The sequence below is a fragment of the Streptomyces sp. NPDC005496 genome, assembly GCF_042872045.1.
Classification (GTDB): Bacteria; Actinomycetota; Actinomycetes; order Streptomycetales; family Streptomycetaceae; genus Streptomyces.
Genome location: NZ_JBIAJQ010000004.1, coordinates 710,464 through 727,509 on the forward strand (window position 1 = coordinate 710,464; position 17,046 = coordinate 727,509).

General features: G+C 73.9%; 7 protein-coding genes. All 7 read left to right on the forward strand.

Annotated elements, in window-relative coordinates:
- The first annotated feature begins 114 nt into the window (after positions 1-114).
- From ACFYQQ_RS15505 to ACFYQQ_RS15535, 7 genes are read left to right on the forward strand one after another with little or no spacing between them, the layout of a single operon-like run.
- Positions 115-1,419, forward strand: a complete 1,305-nt coding sequence (locus ACFYQQ_RS15505; protein ID WP_388904763.1) for a condensation domain-containing protein — start codon at positions 115-117, stop codon at positions 1,417-1,419.
- Positions 1,409-8,020 carry an amino acid adenylation domain-containing protein gene (locus ACFYQQ_RS15510; protein ID WP_388904764.1) on the forward strand — a complete coding sequence of 2,204 codons (6,612 nt, stop codon included), beginning with the start codon at positions 1,409-1,411 and terminating at the stop codon, positions 8,018-8,020. The genes ACFYQQ_RS15505 and ACFYQQ_RS15510 overlap by 11 nt, the downstream gene beginning before the upstream one ends.
- The gene (locus ACFYQQ_RS15515) at positions 8,017-13,422 is read left to right on the forward strand and encodes an amino acid adenylation domain-containing protein (RefSeq protein ID WP_388904765.1); all 5,406 of its coding nucleotides are present in this window, start codon (positions 8,017-8,019) and stop codon (positions 13,420-13,422) included. The genes ACFYQQ_RS15510 and ACFYQQ_RS15515 overlap by 4 nt, the downstream gene beginning before the upstream one ends.
- Positions 13,419-14,558 (forward strand): saccharopine dehydrogenase NADP-binding domain-containing protein, encoded by a 1,140-nt coding sequence (locus ACFYQQ_RS15520; protein WP_356164518.1) that lies wholly within the window; start codon positions 13,419-13,421, stop codon positions 14,556-14,558. Before ACFYQQ_RS15515 ends, ACFYQQ_RS15520 begins: the two co-directional genes overlap by 4 nt.
- Entirely contained in the window at positions 14,555-15,631 is a 1,077-nt protein-coding gene (locus ACFYQQ_RS15525; RefSeq protein ID WP_355789443.1) for a Gfo/Idh/MocA family oxidoreductase, read from the forward strand. Before ACFYQQ_RS15520 ends, ACFYQQ_RS15525 begins: the two co-directional genes overlap by 4 nt.
- On the forward strand, positions 15,628-16,404 hold the full coding sequence (locus tag ACFYQQ_RS15530; protein ID WP_355789440.1) for an alpha/beta fold hydrolase: 777 nt from the start codon (positions 15,628-15,630) through the stop codon (positions 16,402-16,404). The genes ACFYQQ_RS15525 and ACFYQQ_RS15530 overlap by 4 nt, the downstream gene beginning before the upstream one ends.
- Complete coding sequence (locus ACFYQQ_RS15535) at positions 16,401-17,039, forward strand: O-methyltransferase (protein ID WP_356164524.1); 639 nt, start codon at positions 16,401-16,403, stop codon at positions 17,037-17,039. Before ACFYQQ_RS15530 ends, ACFYQQ_RS15535 begins: the two co-directional genes overlap by 4 nt.
- Positions 17,040-17,046: the final 7 nt, after the last annotated feature.

The following is a 17,046-nucleotide window of genomic DNA, read 5'->3' on the forward strand; positions in this document are numbered from 1 at the left end:
CACCCTGACCCGGGAGAGCGACCGGCCCGAGAGGCGAGAAAGGAACGTGAAGGTCCTCTCAGCTTTCTTTCAGGTCCGGCTGCCGGGGCCGCGCCCGTCGTTACGTTGCCGGACGTGACAGTCACCGAGATCCGTCCGTCCGTGGGCCAGACGCTGCTGTGGTTCCTCGACCGCTACCGCGGCGAGGAGGGCGCGCTCAACTGCCCGGTGCTGTGCCGGCTGCGCGGCGGGCTCGACCGCGACAGACTCCGTCAGGCGATCGACCACGTGACGGCCCGGCACGAGGCGCTGCGCACCACCTTCACCGGCGGCGGCCGCCGGCTCAAGGCGCTGGTGCACCCGCTCGTGTCGCCGGAGATCCGCGAGGTGGACCTCAGCGGCGAGCCGGATCCCGGGGTTGCCGCGGACCGGGCGGTGGCACGGGAGCTGGGCACCCGGATCGACGCGACCGAGAGCGCGCTGCGGATCACCCTGTGGCGGCTCGCCGCGGACCATCACGTGCTCTGTCTCAACATGCACCACATGGTCACCGACTCCTGGTCGTGCAACGTGATCTTCGAGGACCTGTGTGCCGCTCTGGACGGCAGGCCGACGGCCGAGGCAGCGGCGTACTCGCGTTTCGCCGAGGAGCAGCGCGAGACCCTGGCCGGGCCCTCGGGCAAACGGCTCAGCGCCTTCTGGGCCGAACGCCTGAAGGACGTGACGCTGCCCCCGCTGCCCATCCGGGAGGCCACCGCGGGCGCGCCGCGTGACACCAGGCTCGTGCAGCACGTCCTCGACGCGCCGACGGTCTCCGCGCTCGACGCCCTGGCCAAACGGGAGCGGTCCACGATGTTCGTGGCCCTGCTCACCGCCTACTACCGTGCCCTGCGGTCGGCCGGCGGCTCCGACGACCTGGCGGTGGCGACCCTGTTCGCCAACCGCGGCGCCGAGCACCGCCGCACGGTGGGTTTCCTCGCCAACATGGTCCTGCTGCGGACCCGGCTCACCGGCACCGACTTCACCGAGCACCTGCGGGCCACGCACCGCACGGTCATGGAGGCGTTCGTGCACCAGGCGCTGCCGTTCCAGATGCTTCCGATCAACCTCGGCGGCACGAGCCGGCGGCTGGACGACGTGGTCTTCCAGATGATGGCCGACCCCGTGTACTCGACCCGGGCCGGCGGTCTGGACATCGACGTCCTGGTCCCGGACGGCGTCGCCACCCGCTTCGAGCTGGAGCTGGTCGCCGTGCCCGACCGGGACACGGTGCGGGTGCTGCTCTTCTACAACCCGGACCGTTTCGCACCGGAGTTCGCCGAGTCCCTGCTGGCCGAGTACGTCGACGTCTGCACCACCGCCGCCCGCGGCGCGGCGCCCCACACCGACCAGACCGGGACCCGGTCCCGGCCGCGCACGGGAGGCCACGATGACCAGTGAGGCGACCACCGGACGCGCACTGTCCGCCGAGGAGATCCGCGACGCCGTGGCCGCGCGCCTGGAGCTTCCCGCCACGGAGGTCGGCTTCGAGGAGGACCTCGTCACCCTCGGCCTGGACTCGCTCGGGATGATGAACCTGGCGGCGTCCTGGCAGGAGGACGGGGTCGAGGTGTCCTTCGGCGACCTGGTGGAGGAACCCACCGTCCGCGCCTGGGCCGCCCTCCTGTCCGGCACCGACGACCCGGCGGCCCGGCGGGCGGAGTCCGGCGGTGACCCGGCCGTGGAATCCGGGGAGTTCCCGCTGGCTCCGATGCAGCACGCCTACTGGTCGGGCCGGCAGCCCGGGATGCCGCTGGCGACCGGATCGCACTTCTACTTCGAGTTCGACGTCACCGCCGACGTCGAGCGCTGGGACGGCGCGGTGGCCGCGCTGCGCCGCAGGCACCCCATGCTGCGTGCGGCCGTCGGTGGCGACGGAGGCCAGCGGATCCTGCCCGAGTGCCGGGGACTGGACGAGGTCGTCGACCTGCGCGGTCCCGAACGGGACGAACCGGACCGCCGGTTGGCCCGGCTGCGCGCCCGGCTGTCCCATCAGACGCTGCCCGTCGGGCGCGGGGGCGGCCTCGACGTGCGGCTGGCGCTGCTCGCGGACGGCAGGGCCCGGCTCTTCCTCGACATCGACATGATCGTCTGCGACGCGTCGAGCTTCCGTGTCGTCATCGGCGACCTGGCCCGCCAGTACCGGGATCCGGACGCCGTGTCGCCGCCGCCGGCCCTCACCTTCCCCGAGTACCGCCGGCTCGTCGCCGAGGCCGCCCGGGAGCCCCGCGCGGCCGACGTCTCCTACTGGCGCGACCGCGCCGAGGACCTGCCCGAGGCACCGCGGCTCCCGCTGGCGAGCGCCCCGGAGCGGATCGAGCGGGTGCACACCGTGCGGCGCCACGCCTGGCTGGCGCCCGAGACCTACCAGCGGTTCGCCCAGCACGCGCGCAGCAGCGGACTGACCGTGTCGATGGCGGTCGCCGCCGTCTACGCCGACGTCCTCGCCGCGTGGAGCGAGGGCACGCAGTTCCTGCTCAACCTGCCCGTCCTGAACCGGCTCCCGGTGCACCCCGAAGTCGGCTCCGTGGTCGGGGACTTCACGGACCTGCTGCTCCTCCGGGTGGCGCCCGACGCGCGCCGCCCGTTCGTCGAGCGCGCCCGCGCGGTCCAGGAGCAGTACCGCCGCGACGCCACGCACGCGGCGTACGGCGGCACTTCGGTCCTGCGCGACCTGGCCCGGACCGCCGCGGGCGCCAACCGGCGGGCCGGCGTGGTGTTCACGAGCGCGCTCAGCCTGGGCGAACTCTTCGACGAGGCGACCCGCGCGGTGCTGGGCGCCCCGGTGTGGATGAGTTCGCAGACCTCGGGCGTGTGGATCGACCTCCAGCTCATCGAGCAGGAGGGCGGCATGCTGATCAACTGGGAGACGACGGAGAACCTCTTCGAGGCCGGGGTCCCCGAGGCGATGTTCGAGACCTTCGTCAACCGGGTCAGGCTGCTCGCCTCGCAGCCGAGCGCGTGGTGGGAGAGCCTGCCGGTACGGCCGCCCTCTCCGCAGCTCCAGGCACGCCGGCAGGCCAACGACACCCGCGCCGAGCTGCCCCGCAGAGCCCTGCACGAGGAGTTCTTCCGGCGGGCGGCCGAGCGGGGGGACGCCCCGGCGGCGGTCTGGGGCGACGGCGAGCAGCTGACGTACGCCGAACTCGGCGAGCGGGCGCGGCGGTTGGCGCATGTCCTGCGCGCCGCGGGCGTCACCGCCGGTGACCGGGTGGTGCTGACCCTGCCGAAGGGGGTCGAGCAGGTGGTCGCGGTGCTGGCGGTGCACGCGCTGGGCGCGGCCTACGTGCCGGTGGGCAGGGACCAGCCGCAGGCACGCCGGGACGTGGTCGCCTCCCGGGCGGGAGCACGCTGCGTGGTCACCGACGGCCGGGACGGCGCCGGCACCGACGACCGGGTCCCGCACATCGACGTGCGGTGCGGCACCGACCCCGAAGTACCGCTGCTGGAAGGGCTGGTGGACGTCTCGCCGGACGATCCGGCCTACGTGATCTTCACCTCCGGCTCGACCGGGGAGCCCAAGGGCGTGGAGCTGACGCACGCGGCGGCCCTCAACACGGTGGCCGCGCTGAACGAGCGCTACGGGCTGGGCCCGGACGACCGCACCCTGTGCCTGTCGGCGCTCGACTTCGACCTGTCGGTGTACGACGTCTTCGGCCCCCTCAACTGCGGCGGCGCCCTGGTACTGGTCGGCGACGAGGAGCGGCGCTCCCCCGAGCTGTGGCTGGGCCGGGCCGTGCGCGACGGCGCCACCGTCCTGAACTGTGTGCCCGCCCTGCTCGACATGGGTCTCACCACGGCGCAGTCGCGGCCCGAGTCGTCCACCTGGCCGTTCCGCCTGCATCTCCTGGGCGGTGACTGGGTCGGTCTCGACCTGCCCGGCAGGGTGCGCGCGCTGCGCCCCGACAGTGTGTTCGTGGCGCTGGGCGGCACCACCGAGACCGCGATCCACTCGACCGTCCAGGAGGTCACGGAGGTCGATCCCTCCTGGGCGTCGATCCCCTACAACGTGCCCCTGCCCAACCAGTGCTGCCGGGTCGTCGACGACCACGGGCGGGACTGCCCCGACTGGGTCGCGGGCGAGCTGTGGATCGGCGGCGCGGGTGTGGCCCGGGGCTACGTGGGTGACCCGGAGCTGACCGCGGCGAAGTTCGTGGAGGCCGACGGCGGGCGCTGGTACCGCACCGGTGACCGTGCCCGCTACCGGCCGGGGGCGGTGATCGAGTTCCTCGGCCGGGCCGACCTCCAGGTCAAGCTGAACGGGTACCGGATCGAGCTCGGCGAGGTCGAGCGTGCCCTGGGCCGGCATCCCGGTGTGCGCGACGCCGTGGTCACCCAGGTCGCCGGACACACCGGCGCGTTGTACGCCCTGGTGACCCCGGCCGGTGTCGACACCGAGGAGGTGCTCGCCCACGCCGGCCGGCACGTGCCCGCGTACATGGTGCCCGCCCGCGCCGTCGCCACCGACGAGCTGCCGCTGAGCCGCAACGGCAAGGTCGACCGCGCCGAGGTCCGGCGGCTGCTGGCCGGGGCGCTGGGCGAGCGGACGTCCGGCGGCGCGGACGCGGCACCCCGGGGCGCGGCGGAGGAGGCCGTCGCCGCGCTGTGGGCGGATCTGCCCGGCGGCTCGGAGATCGGCAGGGACACCAACTTCTTCCACATCGGCGGTGACAGCCTGCAGGCCACCCGCCTGCTCGCCGCGCTGCGCCGGGAGGGGTACGACGCGAGGCTGGGCGACCTGTTCACCCGGCCGACGGTCAGCGGTTTCGCCGCGACCCTGGCCCCGTTGGAGGGCGGCGCGGCCGAGGCCCCCCGGACGGTCCCGGCCGACCCGGCCCACCGGTACGAGCCCTTCCCGCTCACCGACGTGCAGCGCGCCTACTGGCTGGGCCGCGACCCCGACTTCACCCTCGGCGGCGTCGCGTCCTACTGGTACTGGGAGTTCGAGAGCGACCGGGTCGACCTGGAGCGGCTGGAGCGGGCCTGGAACCGGCTGGTGCGGCGGCACGAGATGATGCGCGCCGTGCTGGACGGCGAGGGCGGCCAGCGGATCCTGCCCGAGGTCCCGTACTACCGCTTCGCGGTCACCCGCACCACCGCCGCCGACCACGAGAAGGCGGTCAGCGAACTGGCGGGCATGGAGCAGCAGGTGCTCGACGTGACCTCCTGGCCGCTGTTCGACGTACGGGCCGTGCGGCGCGAGGACGGGCACACGGTGTTCGGCGTCGGCTTCGACTACGTGGTGCTCGACGCGCTGTCGATCATGACCATCTTCACCGAGCTGTCGGCGCTGTACGCCGACCCCGCTCTGGAACTCCCCGCGCTCGACCTGTCGTTCCGCGACTACCTGCTCGCCCGGCGCACCGACCCGGCGGCCAGGGCACGGGACGAGGAGTACTGGCTGGACGCGATCGAGGAGCTGCCGGCCGCGCCCGCGCTGCCGCTGGCCGTCGCCCCCGAGCACATCGGCCGGCCGCGCTTCGTGCGCGAGGAGTTCCGGCTCGACCCGCCGACCTGGGAGCGGCTGCGCCGGCGGACCGCCGAACAGGGGCTGACGGCCTCGACGGTGGTGGCGGCGGCCTTCGCGGAGGTGCTGGCCGCGTGGAGCGCCGAGACCTCGCTGACGCTCAACCTGACGGTGTTCGACCGGCGCGACGAGCACCCCCAGATCGGCCAGGTGGTCGGCGACTTCACCTCGCTGCTGCTGCTCGGTCACCACAGCCGCCCCGGCGAGAGCTGGGCCGACACGGTGCGGCGGCTGCAGGGACAGGTCTGGGAGGGCATCGAGCACAACAACGTCTCCACCACCTGGGTGCTCCAGCAGCTCGCCCGGCGCACCGGCGGCGGACAGACGCTGATGCCGGTGGTGTTCACCTCCACCCTCGGGGTCAGCGCGGGCTTCAAGGACCTCGAATTCGGCTTCGGCGAGCTGCGGCGGGGTCTGTCGCAGAGCCCGCAGGTCGCGCTGGACTGCCAGGTGGTCGAGCGCGACGGCGGCCTCGCCGTCAACTGGGACCACGTCGAGGGGCTCCACAGCCCGCAGGTCGTCCCGGCCGCCCTGGAGGCGATGCGCCGCCTCCTGGTGGAACTGGCCGACAGCGACTGGTCCCGCCCCGCCCCGCCGATCCGGCTCCCCGAGAGCCAGGCGAAGATCCGCTCCGAGGTCAACGACACGGCCGCCCCCTTCCCCGCCCGTACGCTGCACGAGCCCGTCTTCGACGTCGCCCGCCGCCGGCCCGACGCCGTCGCGGTCCGCTCGGCGACCGGCGAGGAACTGACCTACGCCGAACTGGCCGCCCGCGCGCTGCGCGTCGCCGGATGCCTCGCCTCACTCGGGGTGCGGCCCGGGGAGACGGTGGTCGTGTCGCTGCCGAAGGGACCCGACCAGGTCGTCGCGGTGCTGGGCGTGCTCGCGGCCGGCTGCGCCTACGTACCCGTCGGCGTCGGCCAGCCCGCCGCCCGCCGCAACCGGATCGTGCGTTCCGCGGGCGCCCGCCTGGCCCTGGTCGGGCCGGGACAGGACTCCGGCGCGGACTGGGACGAAGCCGTGCGGCTCGTGCCGGTGGCCGAGGCCGTGGGGGCGGAACCGGCGGCGGGGCCGGCGGCGGCCGATCCCGCGCAGCTCGCCTACGTGATCTACACCTCGGGCTCGACCGGCGAGCCCAAGGGCGTGGAGATCAGCCACGCGGCGGCCGCCAACACCATCGACGACGTGAACACCCGCCACGGTGTGGGGCCCGGCGACGTGACACTGCAGGTCTCCGCCCTCGACTTCGACCTGTCCGTCTACGACCTGTTCGGACTGCTCGCGGTGGGCGGCACCGTGGTGACCCTCACCGAGGACCTCCGCCGCGAGGCGACCGCCTGGGCCGCCCTCGCCACCGAGCACGGCGTCACCGTGTGGAACACGGTTCCGACGCTGCTCGACATGCTGCTGGTGGCCTGCGAGTCGGGCACCGGCCTGCCGCGGCTGCGCGTGGCGATCGTCTCGGGCGACTGGGTCGGGCTGGACCTGCCGGACCGGCTGAGGGCGGTGGCGCCGGACGCCCTGCTCGTCGCCATGGGCGGCGCCACCGAGGCCTCCATCTGGTCGAACGCCTTCGAGGTGGAGACCGTCGACCCCGCCTGGGTGTCGATACCGTACGGCCGCCCGCTCGCCAACCAGCGCTTCCGGGTGGTCGACGAACACGGCCGGGACCGGCCCGACTTCGTGCCGGGCGAGCTGTGGATCGGGGGCGCCGGAGTGGCGCTCGGCTACCGCGGGGACCCCGAGCGGACCGCGGCCTCCTTCGTGGTGGCCGACGGCGAGCGGTGGTACCGCACCGGCGATCTGGGCCGTTACCACCCCTCCGGCATCCTGGAGTTCCTCGGCCGCCGCGACCACCAGGTGAAGGTGCGCGGGCACCGGATCGAACTCGGCGAGATCGAGGCCGGGTTGCGGGAGCTGTCCGGCGTCGCGAGCGCCGTCGCGTGGGTCGACAGCGGCGCGGGGGCACGCCGGCTGGCCGCCGTCGTCACCCCGGAGCCGGGCGCCGGCCCTGCTCTGAGCCAGGCGGACCTGCCGGCCGCGCTCGCCGCGCGCCTGCCGGCCCACATGATCCCCGAGCACATCGCCGTGGCGGACCGGCTGCCCCTGACCGCCAACGCCAAGGTCGACCGCGCCGCACTCGCCCTCGCGTACGGCCCGGGCCGCGCGGTGCGGGCTGCGCCGTCCGACGACCGGCCGCGGGGCGAGACCGAACGCGTGGTGGCCGAGGTGTGGGCCGAGTTGCTGGAGGCGCCCGAAGTGGGCCGTTCGGCCGACTTCTTCGGCCTCGGCGGCGACAGTCTCGTCGCCACCCGCGTCGTCCAGCAGTTCTCCCGGCGCTTCGGCGTCGAGCTCTCCCTGCGGCAGCTCTTCAACCATCCGACCGTCGCCGCGATCGCCGCCGTCGTCGACGACGAGATCGCCGGCAGCCACCGGCACGAAGCGTCCGTCCGACTGGAAGAAGGTGTCCTGTGACCGCCGCCGACATCATCAGCGAACTCGAACAGGCCGGCCTGCACCTGTGGGAGGACGAGGGCAGGCTCCGCTTCCGGGGTCCGGAGGGGGCGATGACCCCCGAGCGCCGGAAGCTCGTGGCCGGCCGCCGCGAGGACGTGCTGCGGGAGCTGCGCGAGCGCCGCCCGCAGCAGGTCCGGCCCGACCCCGCCGCGGCCCACGAGCCGTTCCCGCTGACCGAGGTCCAGTCGGCGTACCTTCTCGGCCGCCGGGGCGCCTTCGAGTACGGCTCGGTGCCCTGCCACGCCTACGGCGAGCTGGAGTTCCCCGCGCTCGACCGGGACCGGCTGCGACGTGCCTGGCGCCGGGTGGTGGACCGGCACGAGATGCTGCGCGTGGTCATCGACTACGACGGCTACCAGCGGGTCCTGAAGGACCCGCCCGCCCCCGTGATCGCCTGGCACGACGCGACGGGCCTGGCGGGCCCGGCGGGCGAGGAGGCGCTCGGCGAGGTACGCGGCCGGCTCTCCGCCGAGTCCAAGGACGTCACCGAGTGCCCGCTGTACACCCTGGAGGTCACCGAGCTGGCGGACCGCGCCGTCCTGCACTTCTCCATCGACTTCCTGATCGCCGACTACGTCAGCATCTACCTGCTGCTGGACGAGTTCGGCACCTTCTACGAGGACCCGGCAGCCGACCTCCCGGCGCCGGCGGTCTCGTTCCGCGACTACCTGCGGGCGGAACGCGCCGTGCGGCAGGGCCCGGCCTACGAGCGGGACCGCGACTACTGGACGGCGCGGCTGGACGACCTGCCGCCGGCGCCCGAACTGCCCCTGGTCGACCGGCCCAGCCGGCAGGGCCCGGCCGGCTTCACCCGCCGCGAACTGCGCCTGGAGCCGGCCGTCTGGTCCGCGCTGAAGGCCCGCGCCGGGGAACACGGGGTCTCGGCGTCGACGGCCGTGATGGCCGCGTACGCCGAGGTCGTCGGCCGTTGGAGCCGCCACCCCCGTTTCACCCTCGACGTGACGGTGCTCAGCCGGCTGCCCCTGCACCCGGACGTGGGCCGCGTCGTGGGCGACTTCACCTCCGTCGAACTGCTGGCCGTCGACGGCGGCCGCGCGGACACCTTCGCCGAGCGCGCCCGCAGGGCAGGCGAGCAGCTCTTCGAGGATCTCGACCACCGGCTGTTCTCCGGCGTGGAGGTACTGCGCGAGCTGACCCGCCGCCGCGGCCGGCAGGGCTCGATGATGCCCGTCGTGTTCACCAGCGCCATCGGGCTCTCCGACGGATCGGCTCCGGAGGGCATGATGCGGTCGCAGATCCGCAACGGCATCAGCCAGACGCCGCAGGTCTGGGTGGACTGCCAGGCGATGGAGGCCGCGGGCTCGCTGCTGGTCAACTGGGACGTGCGGGACGACACCGTGCCCGGCCCGGTGCTCGACGACATGTTCGCCGCGTTCCGCGGCCTGCTGCACCGGCTCGCCGAGGACAACGGCGCGTGGGACGGCGACCCGCTCACGCTCCCCGAGCACCAGGCGCGGCGCCGGGCGGCTGTCAACGACACCGCGCGGCCGGTCCGCGAGGCCCTGTTGCACCAGGCGCTGCTGGACCAGGCGCGCCGCCGACCGCACGCGACGGCCGTGATCGACCACGGCGGGAGCGTGGACTACGCCACGCTGACCGGCCGCGCTGCCGCCGTGGCCGCGGCGCTCGCCGAGCACGGCCACACACCGCAGCAGCGCGTCGCCGTGGTGCTGGAGAAGGGCTGGGAGCAGATCGCGGCCGCGCTCGGGGTGCTGCTGGCCGGTGGCACGTACGTGCCGATCGAGGCGAGCCAGCCCGACGCCAGGCGCGACAGGATCCTCCGGTCCGCCGGCATCGGCCTGGTGGTCGGCCACAGCGCGGTCGCGGCCGGACTGCCCGCGGGGATCGCGCGCGTCGACGTGGACCGGCTGCCCGAGTCGTCCGCCGGCCTTCCCGAGGCGGTACCGGTCTCCCCGGGGGACTCGGCGTACGTCATCTTCACCTCCGGCTCGACCGGCGAACCCAAGGGGGTGGAGGTCAGCCACCGGGCCGCGGTGAACACCCTGGACGACGTCTGCCGCAGGTTCGGCATCGGTACGCACGACGTCGCCCTGGGGCTCTCCAGCCTCGGCTTCGACCTGTCGGTCTTCGACATCTTCGGCGTCCTCGGCCGGGGCGGCACCCTGGTGCTTCCCGACCCTGCGCGCCGCAGCGACCCCTCGCACTGGGGCGAGCTGATCACCGGGCACGGCGTGACCGTGCTGAACACCGTGCCCGCCCAGATGATGCTGCTGGAGGAGTACCTGCGCGGCGAGGGCCGCGAGTGCCCCGGCGTCCGGCTCGGGATGATGTCGGGCGACTGGATACCCGTGACGCTTCCCGACGCCGTCCGCGCCCGCCTCCCCCGGGTGGAGCTGTACAGCCTCGGCGGCGCCACCGAGGCGGCGATCTGGTCGATCGTCCATCCGATCGGCGAGGTCGACCCGGCGGCGCCGAGCATCCCGTACGGCACCCCGCTGGAGAACCAGCGCTTCCACGTGCTCGACTCCGCGCTGCGGCCCAGCCCGGACCTCGTCGTCGGCGACCTCCACATCGCCGGCGCCGGCCTCGCCGAGGGGTACCTCCACGACCCGGAGAAGACCGCGGCGAGCTTCTTCGAGCTGCCGGACGGCGAGCGCGTCTACCGCACCGGCGACCTCGCCCGCTATCTGCCCGACGGCACGCTGGAGTTCATCGGCCGCGCCGACCGGCAGGTCAAGATCCGCGGCCACCGCATCGAACTCGCCGAGGTGGAGTCCGCCCTGGCCGCCGACCCGCAGGTCGACGCGGCGGCCGTCACCACCGAGGGCGAGCGCAACGACCGCAGGCTGGTCGCCTTCGTCTCGCTGTCGACCGCCGACCCGGCCGGCCACGCGGTCGACGCCGGGCTGCGGCCCGAGGTGCTGGCGGGCGCCGACGAGATCCGCGACGGAGTGGACACCGCGAAGGTCGTGGAGTTCGCGGCCGTCCTCGACGACGCGGCGCTGCGCCGCATGGTCGACGTGCTGCGCGGGGAGGGCCTGTGGCCCGACGCCGCCGCACGCCACAGCACCTCCGAGATCATGCGGCTGGCCCGGGTGGCGCCCAAGCACGAGCGGCTGGTGCGCCGCTGGCTCGCCGCGTGCGTGGAGAACGGCTACCTGGACAGGGCCGCGGACGGCACCTTCGGCTGCCTGCGCCTGGTGACCCCCGAGGACGTCGAGGATGCCTGGGCCGAGGTCGACCGGCTGCTCCCGGAGGCCAACGACCGCCCGGAGCTGGTGAATTACTTCAAGCTCGCCGCCGCCCACCTGCCGGAGCTGATGCGGGACGAGCGGGACCCGCTGCGGATGCTCTTCCCCGAGGGGGACCTGAGCATCCACGAGGCCGCCTACATGGAGGGCTTCCTCTCCCGCTACCTCAACCGGCTGGCCACCGGAACCGTGCTGGGGGTCGCCCGGCGCAACACCACCGGACGGCCGCTGCGCGTGCTGGAGGTCGGGGCCGGGGTCGGCGGCACCAGCGTCGACACCATTCCGGCGCTGGACGGTGAGAACGTGCGTTACACCTTCAGCGACGTGTCCCAGTTCTTCCTGAACAAGGCCGGTGAGCGGTTCGCGGACCATCCTTGGGTCGACTACGCCCTGTTCGACTTCAACGAGCCCTTCCGCGAGCAGGGCGTGAAGCCGAACTCGGTGGACGTGATCCTGTGCGGCAACGTCATGCACTACGCGAAGGACGCCCGCGCGGTGCTGCGCCGGATGCGCGAGGCGCTGGTGCCGGGCGGGTGGCTGGTCTTCATCGAGACGACCCGCGACAACTACCAGATCCTCACCTCGATGGAGTTCCTCTTCGACGCCACCGCCGGGGACTTCCAGGACGTACGGCACGGCAAGGACCAGACGTTCATCGGCCGCCGGCAGTGGTACGACCTGCTGGCGGAGGCCGGAGCCGAACTGGAGCTGTGCGTACCGGAGTCCGAGGACGAGCTGGCCCGGATCGGCATGCACGTCTTCGCGGCCCGCTTCAAGACCGACCGCGAACCCCTCGACACCGAGGTGCTCACGCGGCGGCTCGCCGAACGGCTCCCGGCGGAGATGATCCCGTCGCGTTTCGAGGTGCTGGACGCGCTGCCGCTCACCGCCAACGGCAAGGTCGACCGCGCCGCCCTCTCCCGGTGGGCCGAGCAGCACCGTACGGCCGGTGCGGCGGCCTCGCCGGACGGCGGGCAGGAGGCCGGTGAACTGGAGTCGCGCGTCGCCGAGGTGTACGCGGAGGTGCTGCGCGAGCCGGAGGTCCCGCTGGAGACCAACTTCTACGCCCTGGGCGGGGATTCGCTGCTCGCCGCCCAGCTCGTCACCGCGCTGCGCGACCAGGTTCCGGCCGCGGCCGACGTCTTCTTCGACGAGTTGCTGCGCGAGCTGCTCGGCGGTGCCTCGGTGCGCGAGCTGTCCGCCTTCCTCCAGCAGGGCGAGGGACCGGCCGAGGAGAGCACGGCGGACGCCGAACTCGCCCTGTCCGGGGCGGCGGACGCGCTCGGCAACCCGGTGCACGTCCTCGTCGGCGACGGTCTGGGGCGCCAGGCCGAGCGGCTGGCCGCGGGTCTCGGCGCACTCGACCCGGTGATCGTCGTGCCCCCGGTCCGGGTGGCCGAGGGTCAGCGGCTGGACGACCTGGCCCAGGACGTGGTGGCGCGGGTGCGCGCACTGAGCCCGGGCCCGTTCCACCTGGTCGGCGCGCACAGCGGGGGCGTACTGGCGCTGGCCGTCGCCCAGCAACTCGTCGAACTGGGCGCCCCGGTGTGCGGGCTGACGCTGCTGAGCAGCTACCCGCTCCCGGCCACGGTCCGCGACGACGTGCTCGAAGAGGCGCTGTTCTGCCTGGACCGAGGGCTGGACCCGGCCGCCCTGGGATACCCGGACGTCGCCGGGATCGGCCGGACGCTGGCCGTGCTCGCCCCCGCCGGTGACATCCCGCCGGGCGCGCCCGCCGCGCTGGCGGAGCGGGCCGAGCCCGGACTGCGGGCGGCGGGCACGGCGGCGGCCGACCGCGCCGCGATCCCGCGCGAGAAGCGGCTCGCCCAGATCGCGGAGGCGCTCGGCCGCGGCGCGGACGAGATCGCCGAACGGCTCGTACGCGGCCGTGCGCTCGCGCGCTGCGTCGCCGACCACGACCCGGGGGTCTTCACGGGGGAGGCCCGCCTGCTGGTCCACGAGGAGGAGTCCCCCGTCTGGCCCGCCATGGCCGCCGACATGACCGAGCTGTGGGAGTCGGTGTGCGTGGGAGGGCTCCGGCGGCAGACGGTGCTGGGCGACCACTTCACCTGCCGTGAGCTGGTCACCCCCGGCGTGATCGACCTGCCCGAGGAGGAGAACGCGTGAGCGAGCACAGCATCCCGGAGGTCGCGGTCGTCGGCGCCTACGGTGCCGTCGGCGCCGCCGCCGTACGGGCGATCGCGGACCGTCGGCCCGGCACGGCCGTCCGGCTCGGCGGACGCGACCGGGCGCAGGCCGAGTCCCTGCTGCACAAGTCCGGCCTGCGTGGCGCGGCCGTCGAGGTCGACCTGTACGACGGCAGGTCGCTGGCGGAGTTCTGCCGCGGCGCCCGGGTGGTCCTCAACTGCGCGGGCCCCTCCTACCAGGTCCTCGACCGGGTGGCCTGGGCGGCGGCGGCCGCCGGTGCCGACTACGTCGACCCGGGCGGCGACGAGCCGCTGCTGGAGGCGCTGACGCGGCCGGGCACCTTCACCGGCACGGCCGTGATCACCGCCGGGATGCAGCCCGGGCTGACCGGCCTGCTCCCCCGTCACCTGTGCGCCGGCATGAGCGACCCGCGGCACCTCACGGCGTACGTCGGCACGATGGACCGGCTGACCCCGGCCGGCGCCGCCGACTACCTGCTCTCCATGGGCGGCGCCTACGGCGAGGCCCGCGGCGCGATCAGGGGCGGTGTCCGGGTCGAGCGCGAGCTGGAGCCTCGGACCGGTGTCGAACTGCCCTACGCGGACAACCGGGTCGACGTCTATCCCTACCTCAGCTTCGAGTCGGCGCGGCTCCCCGAGGCCACCGGGCTGACGGAGATCGACTGGTACAACGTCTTCGACGGCGGCGCCCACATGATGAACTGCCTGAGCCGGCTCCAGGGCGCGATGCGCGGTGAGTCCGCGCTCGCCGAGGCGGCCGGGGAACTCACCCGCGCGGCGGCTCTCGACCTGTTCGGCAGGAGCCCCTTCCAGCTGATGCTCTTCGAGGTCACGGGCACCGACGCCGGGCGTCCCGCCACCCGCGGCCTGGCCCTGCGCGCCGGCGACACCTACGCCCTGACCGGGCTCGCCAGTGCCCTGGCCGTGCTCGCGGTGCTCGGCGGCGAGGTCGCCCCGGGGGTGCACTTCGGCTCCGACGTGCTCGACGCCGGGACGGTGCTCGCCGCCCTGCGCGCCGAACCCGCGGTCACGGTGCTCGACATCGTTGACCGGCCGATCCTCGCGGCCCGCGCGACGGAGGAAGGGGAGCTGTGACCCGCCCCCGTGTCCTGGTGGCCGGCACCGGTTTCGGCCGGGCCTATCTCGCGGCCTTCGAGCGGCCGGACCTCGACTTCGAATTGGCCGGGATCCTGGCGTCCGGGAGTGCCCGCAGCAAGGCCTGCGCCGAGCACTACGGCGTACCGCTGTGGTCGACGGTCGACGAGGTGCCCGACGACATGGACCTGGCCTGCGTGGTCATCGGCGGGGTGATGAACGGCGGCCCCGGCCCGGGGATCTCGCAGGCCCTGATGCGCCGCGGGATCCACGTGCTGCAGGAACATCCGCTGCACCCCGACGAACTGGTCGCGTGCCTGCGCGCCGCGACCGAGTCCGGTGTGGTGTTCCGGCTGAACACCCACTATCCGCACGTGGAACCGGTGCGCCGCTTCATCGCCGCCGCCCGCGCCCTGGTGGCCCGGCAGCGGCCGCTCTTCCTCGACGTGACCTGCGCCTTCCAGGTGCTCTACACGGTCTTCGACATCCTGGGCCAGGCACTGGGCGCGATCCGTCCGCACGGCGTCGACGGAGTGCTCGCGGGCGCGGAGGGCGATCCGTACCGGAGCCTGACCGGCCGGTTCGCCGGCGTCCCGATGTCCTTCCGGCTGCAGAACGAACTGGTGCCCGCCGATCCGGACAACTACAGCCACCTGTTCCACCGCATCACCCTGGGCGCGGAGGGCGGCCACCTCACCCTGGTCAACACGCACGGCCCGGTGGAGTGGAGCATGCGCCCGCACATGCCGGGCGACATGAAGGAGCTGGTGCGCTTCGCCGACTCGAACGCCCCTCATCTGCGGGTGCCGAGCGTGCAGCACCTGGGGCCCGCGGAGGGCGCCCCGTACACCGAGGTGCTGCGCGACCTGTGGCCGCAGGCCACGGCGCGGGCCATGCGGGCGGTCTGGGACGACGTGCGGTCGGGTGCCGACAGCCGGGGGCACGTGCAGTACCACATCGCCCTGGCGAAGCTGGCGATGCGGGTGACCGAGGCGTGCGGGCCGGTGCGGCTGCACCACCCCGAGGCGCCCGAACTCCTCTCCACCGCCGACCTGCTGGAGGCCAGGACATGAACACCGACGTCCCGAATCCGTGGCTGCGCGGCTACTTCCCGCGGCCCGGCGCCCGGCGGCGGGTGGTGTTCTTCCCGCACGGGGGCGGCGCGGCGACCTTCTACCGGCCGCTCGCGCGCGAACTCCCCGACGTGGCCGAGGGGTTGGTGGTGCAGTATCCGGGGCGGGAGGACCGTATCGGCGACCCCTGCTGCACCGACATGCCCGGCCTGGTGGAGCCGTTGGCCAAGGCGCTGGCCGAACTGGACGACAAGCCCGTGTGGTTCTTCGGGCACAGCATGGGCGCCTCCGTCGCACACGAGGTCACCCGCCTCCTCGGTGCGGCCGGCGGGACCCTCCCGGAGCGGCTGGTCGTTTCCGGTCGCCCCGGCCCGGCCCGGCAGCGGCCCGACGACAAGTACCTTGACGACGAACGGCTGTGGGCCGACGTGTGCGTGCTCGGCGGCACCGACGAACGCCTGCTCCGGATGCCGGGCGTGCGCGAGATGACGCTGCCGGTGCTCCGGGCGGACTACCGGCTGCTGGGCACCTACCGGGCGCGGGCCGGCCGGGATCTCTCGGTGCCGGTGAGCGTCTGTTACGGCGCCGAGGACCCGGAGGTCGACGCGGAGGGCGCGGCGGCCTGGGCGGCGGTCACCTCCGCCGACACCGAACTGGTCCGGTTTCCCGGCGACCACTTCTACCTGCGCGGCGCCGGCCGGGCGGAGCTGGCTGACTGGCTGACCGAGCGGCTGTGCCGGCACGCCGGGCACACGGGAAGGAACCGAGGATGATCGTACGACCCGTCGTGGAGAAGTACGCCGAGGAGGCCTCCTCCCCCGCACCCCCCTGGCTGGCCGGGCTGGTCGCCGACACGGAGGCCGGGACCGAGCTGCCGGCCATGATGGTGGGCAGCCTGGAGGGCGAGTTCCTGGCCGCCCTCGTGTTCGCCCTGCGGCCCCGGCGCATCCTGGAGATCGGCACCTTCACCGGCTACTCCGCGCTGTGCATGGCCGAGGCGATGCCGGCCGACGCCGAACTGCACACCTGCGAACTGAGCCCGCTGCACGCCTCCATCGCGCGCAAGCACTTCGGGGCCTCGCCCTGGGCCGGGCGCATCCATCTGATCGAGGGCCCGGCCCTGCCGGCGGTGCGGGACCTCCCGGGACCCTTCGACCTGGTCTTCATCGACGCGGACAAGCCCGGCTATGTCGACTACTACGAGGCGGTGCTGCCCAAGCTGTCGCCGCACGGGCTGATCCTGGCCGACAACGTGCTCCAGTTCGGCGGTGTCGCGAACGAGCGTGACCAGCAGCCCGACACCGTCGCCATGCGCGCGTTCAACGCCCACGTCGCCGCGGACCCCCGGGTACGGCAGAGCGTGCTGACCGTGCGCGAGGGCGTCACCGTGATCCGCCTGGCCGGCTGACCGGCAC

Coding starts and splice junctions, on each gene's coding strand:
- ACFYQQ_RS15510 (WP_388904764.1), top strand. CDS start 1,409: ATGACCAGTGAGGCGACCACCGGACGCGCACTGTCCGCCGAGGAGATC.
- ACFYQQ_RS15530 (WP_355789440.1), top strand. CDS start 15,628: ATGAACACCGACGTCCCGAATCCGTGGCTGCGCGGCTACTTCCCGCGG.
- ACFYQQ_RS15535 (WP_356164524.1), top strand. CDS start 16,401: ATGATCGTACGACCCGTCGTGGAGAAGTACGCCGAGGAGGCCTCCTCC.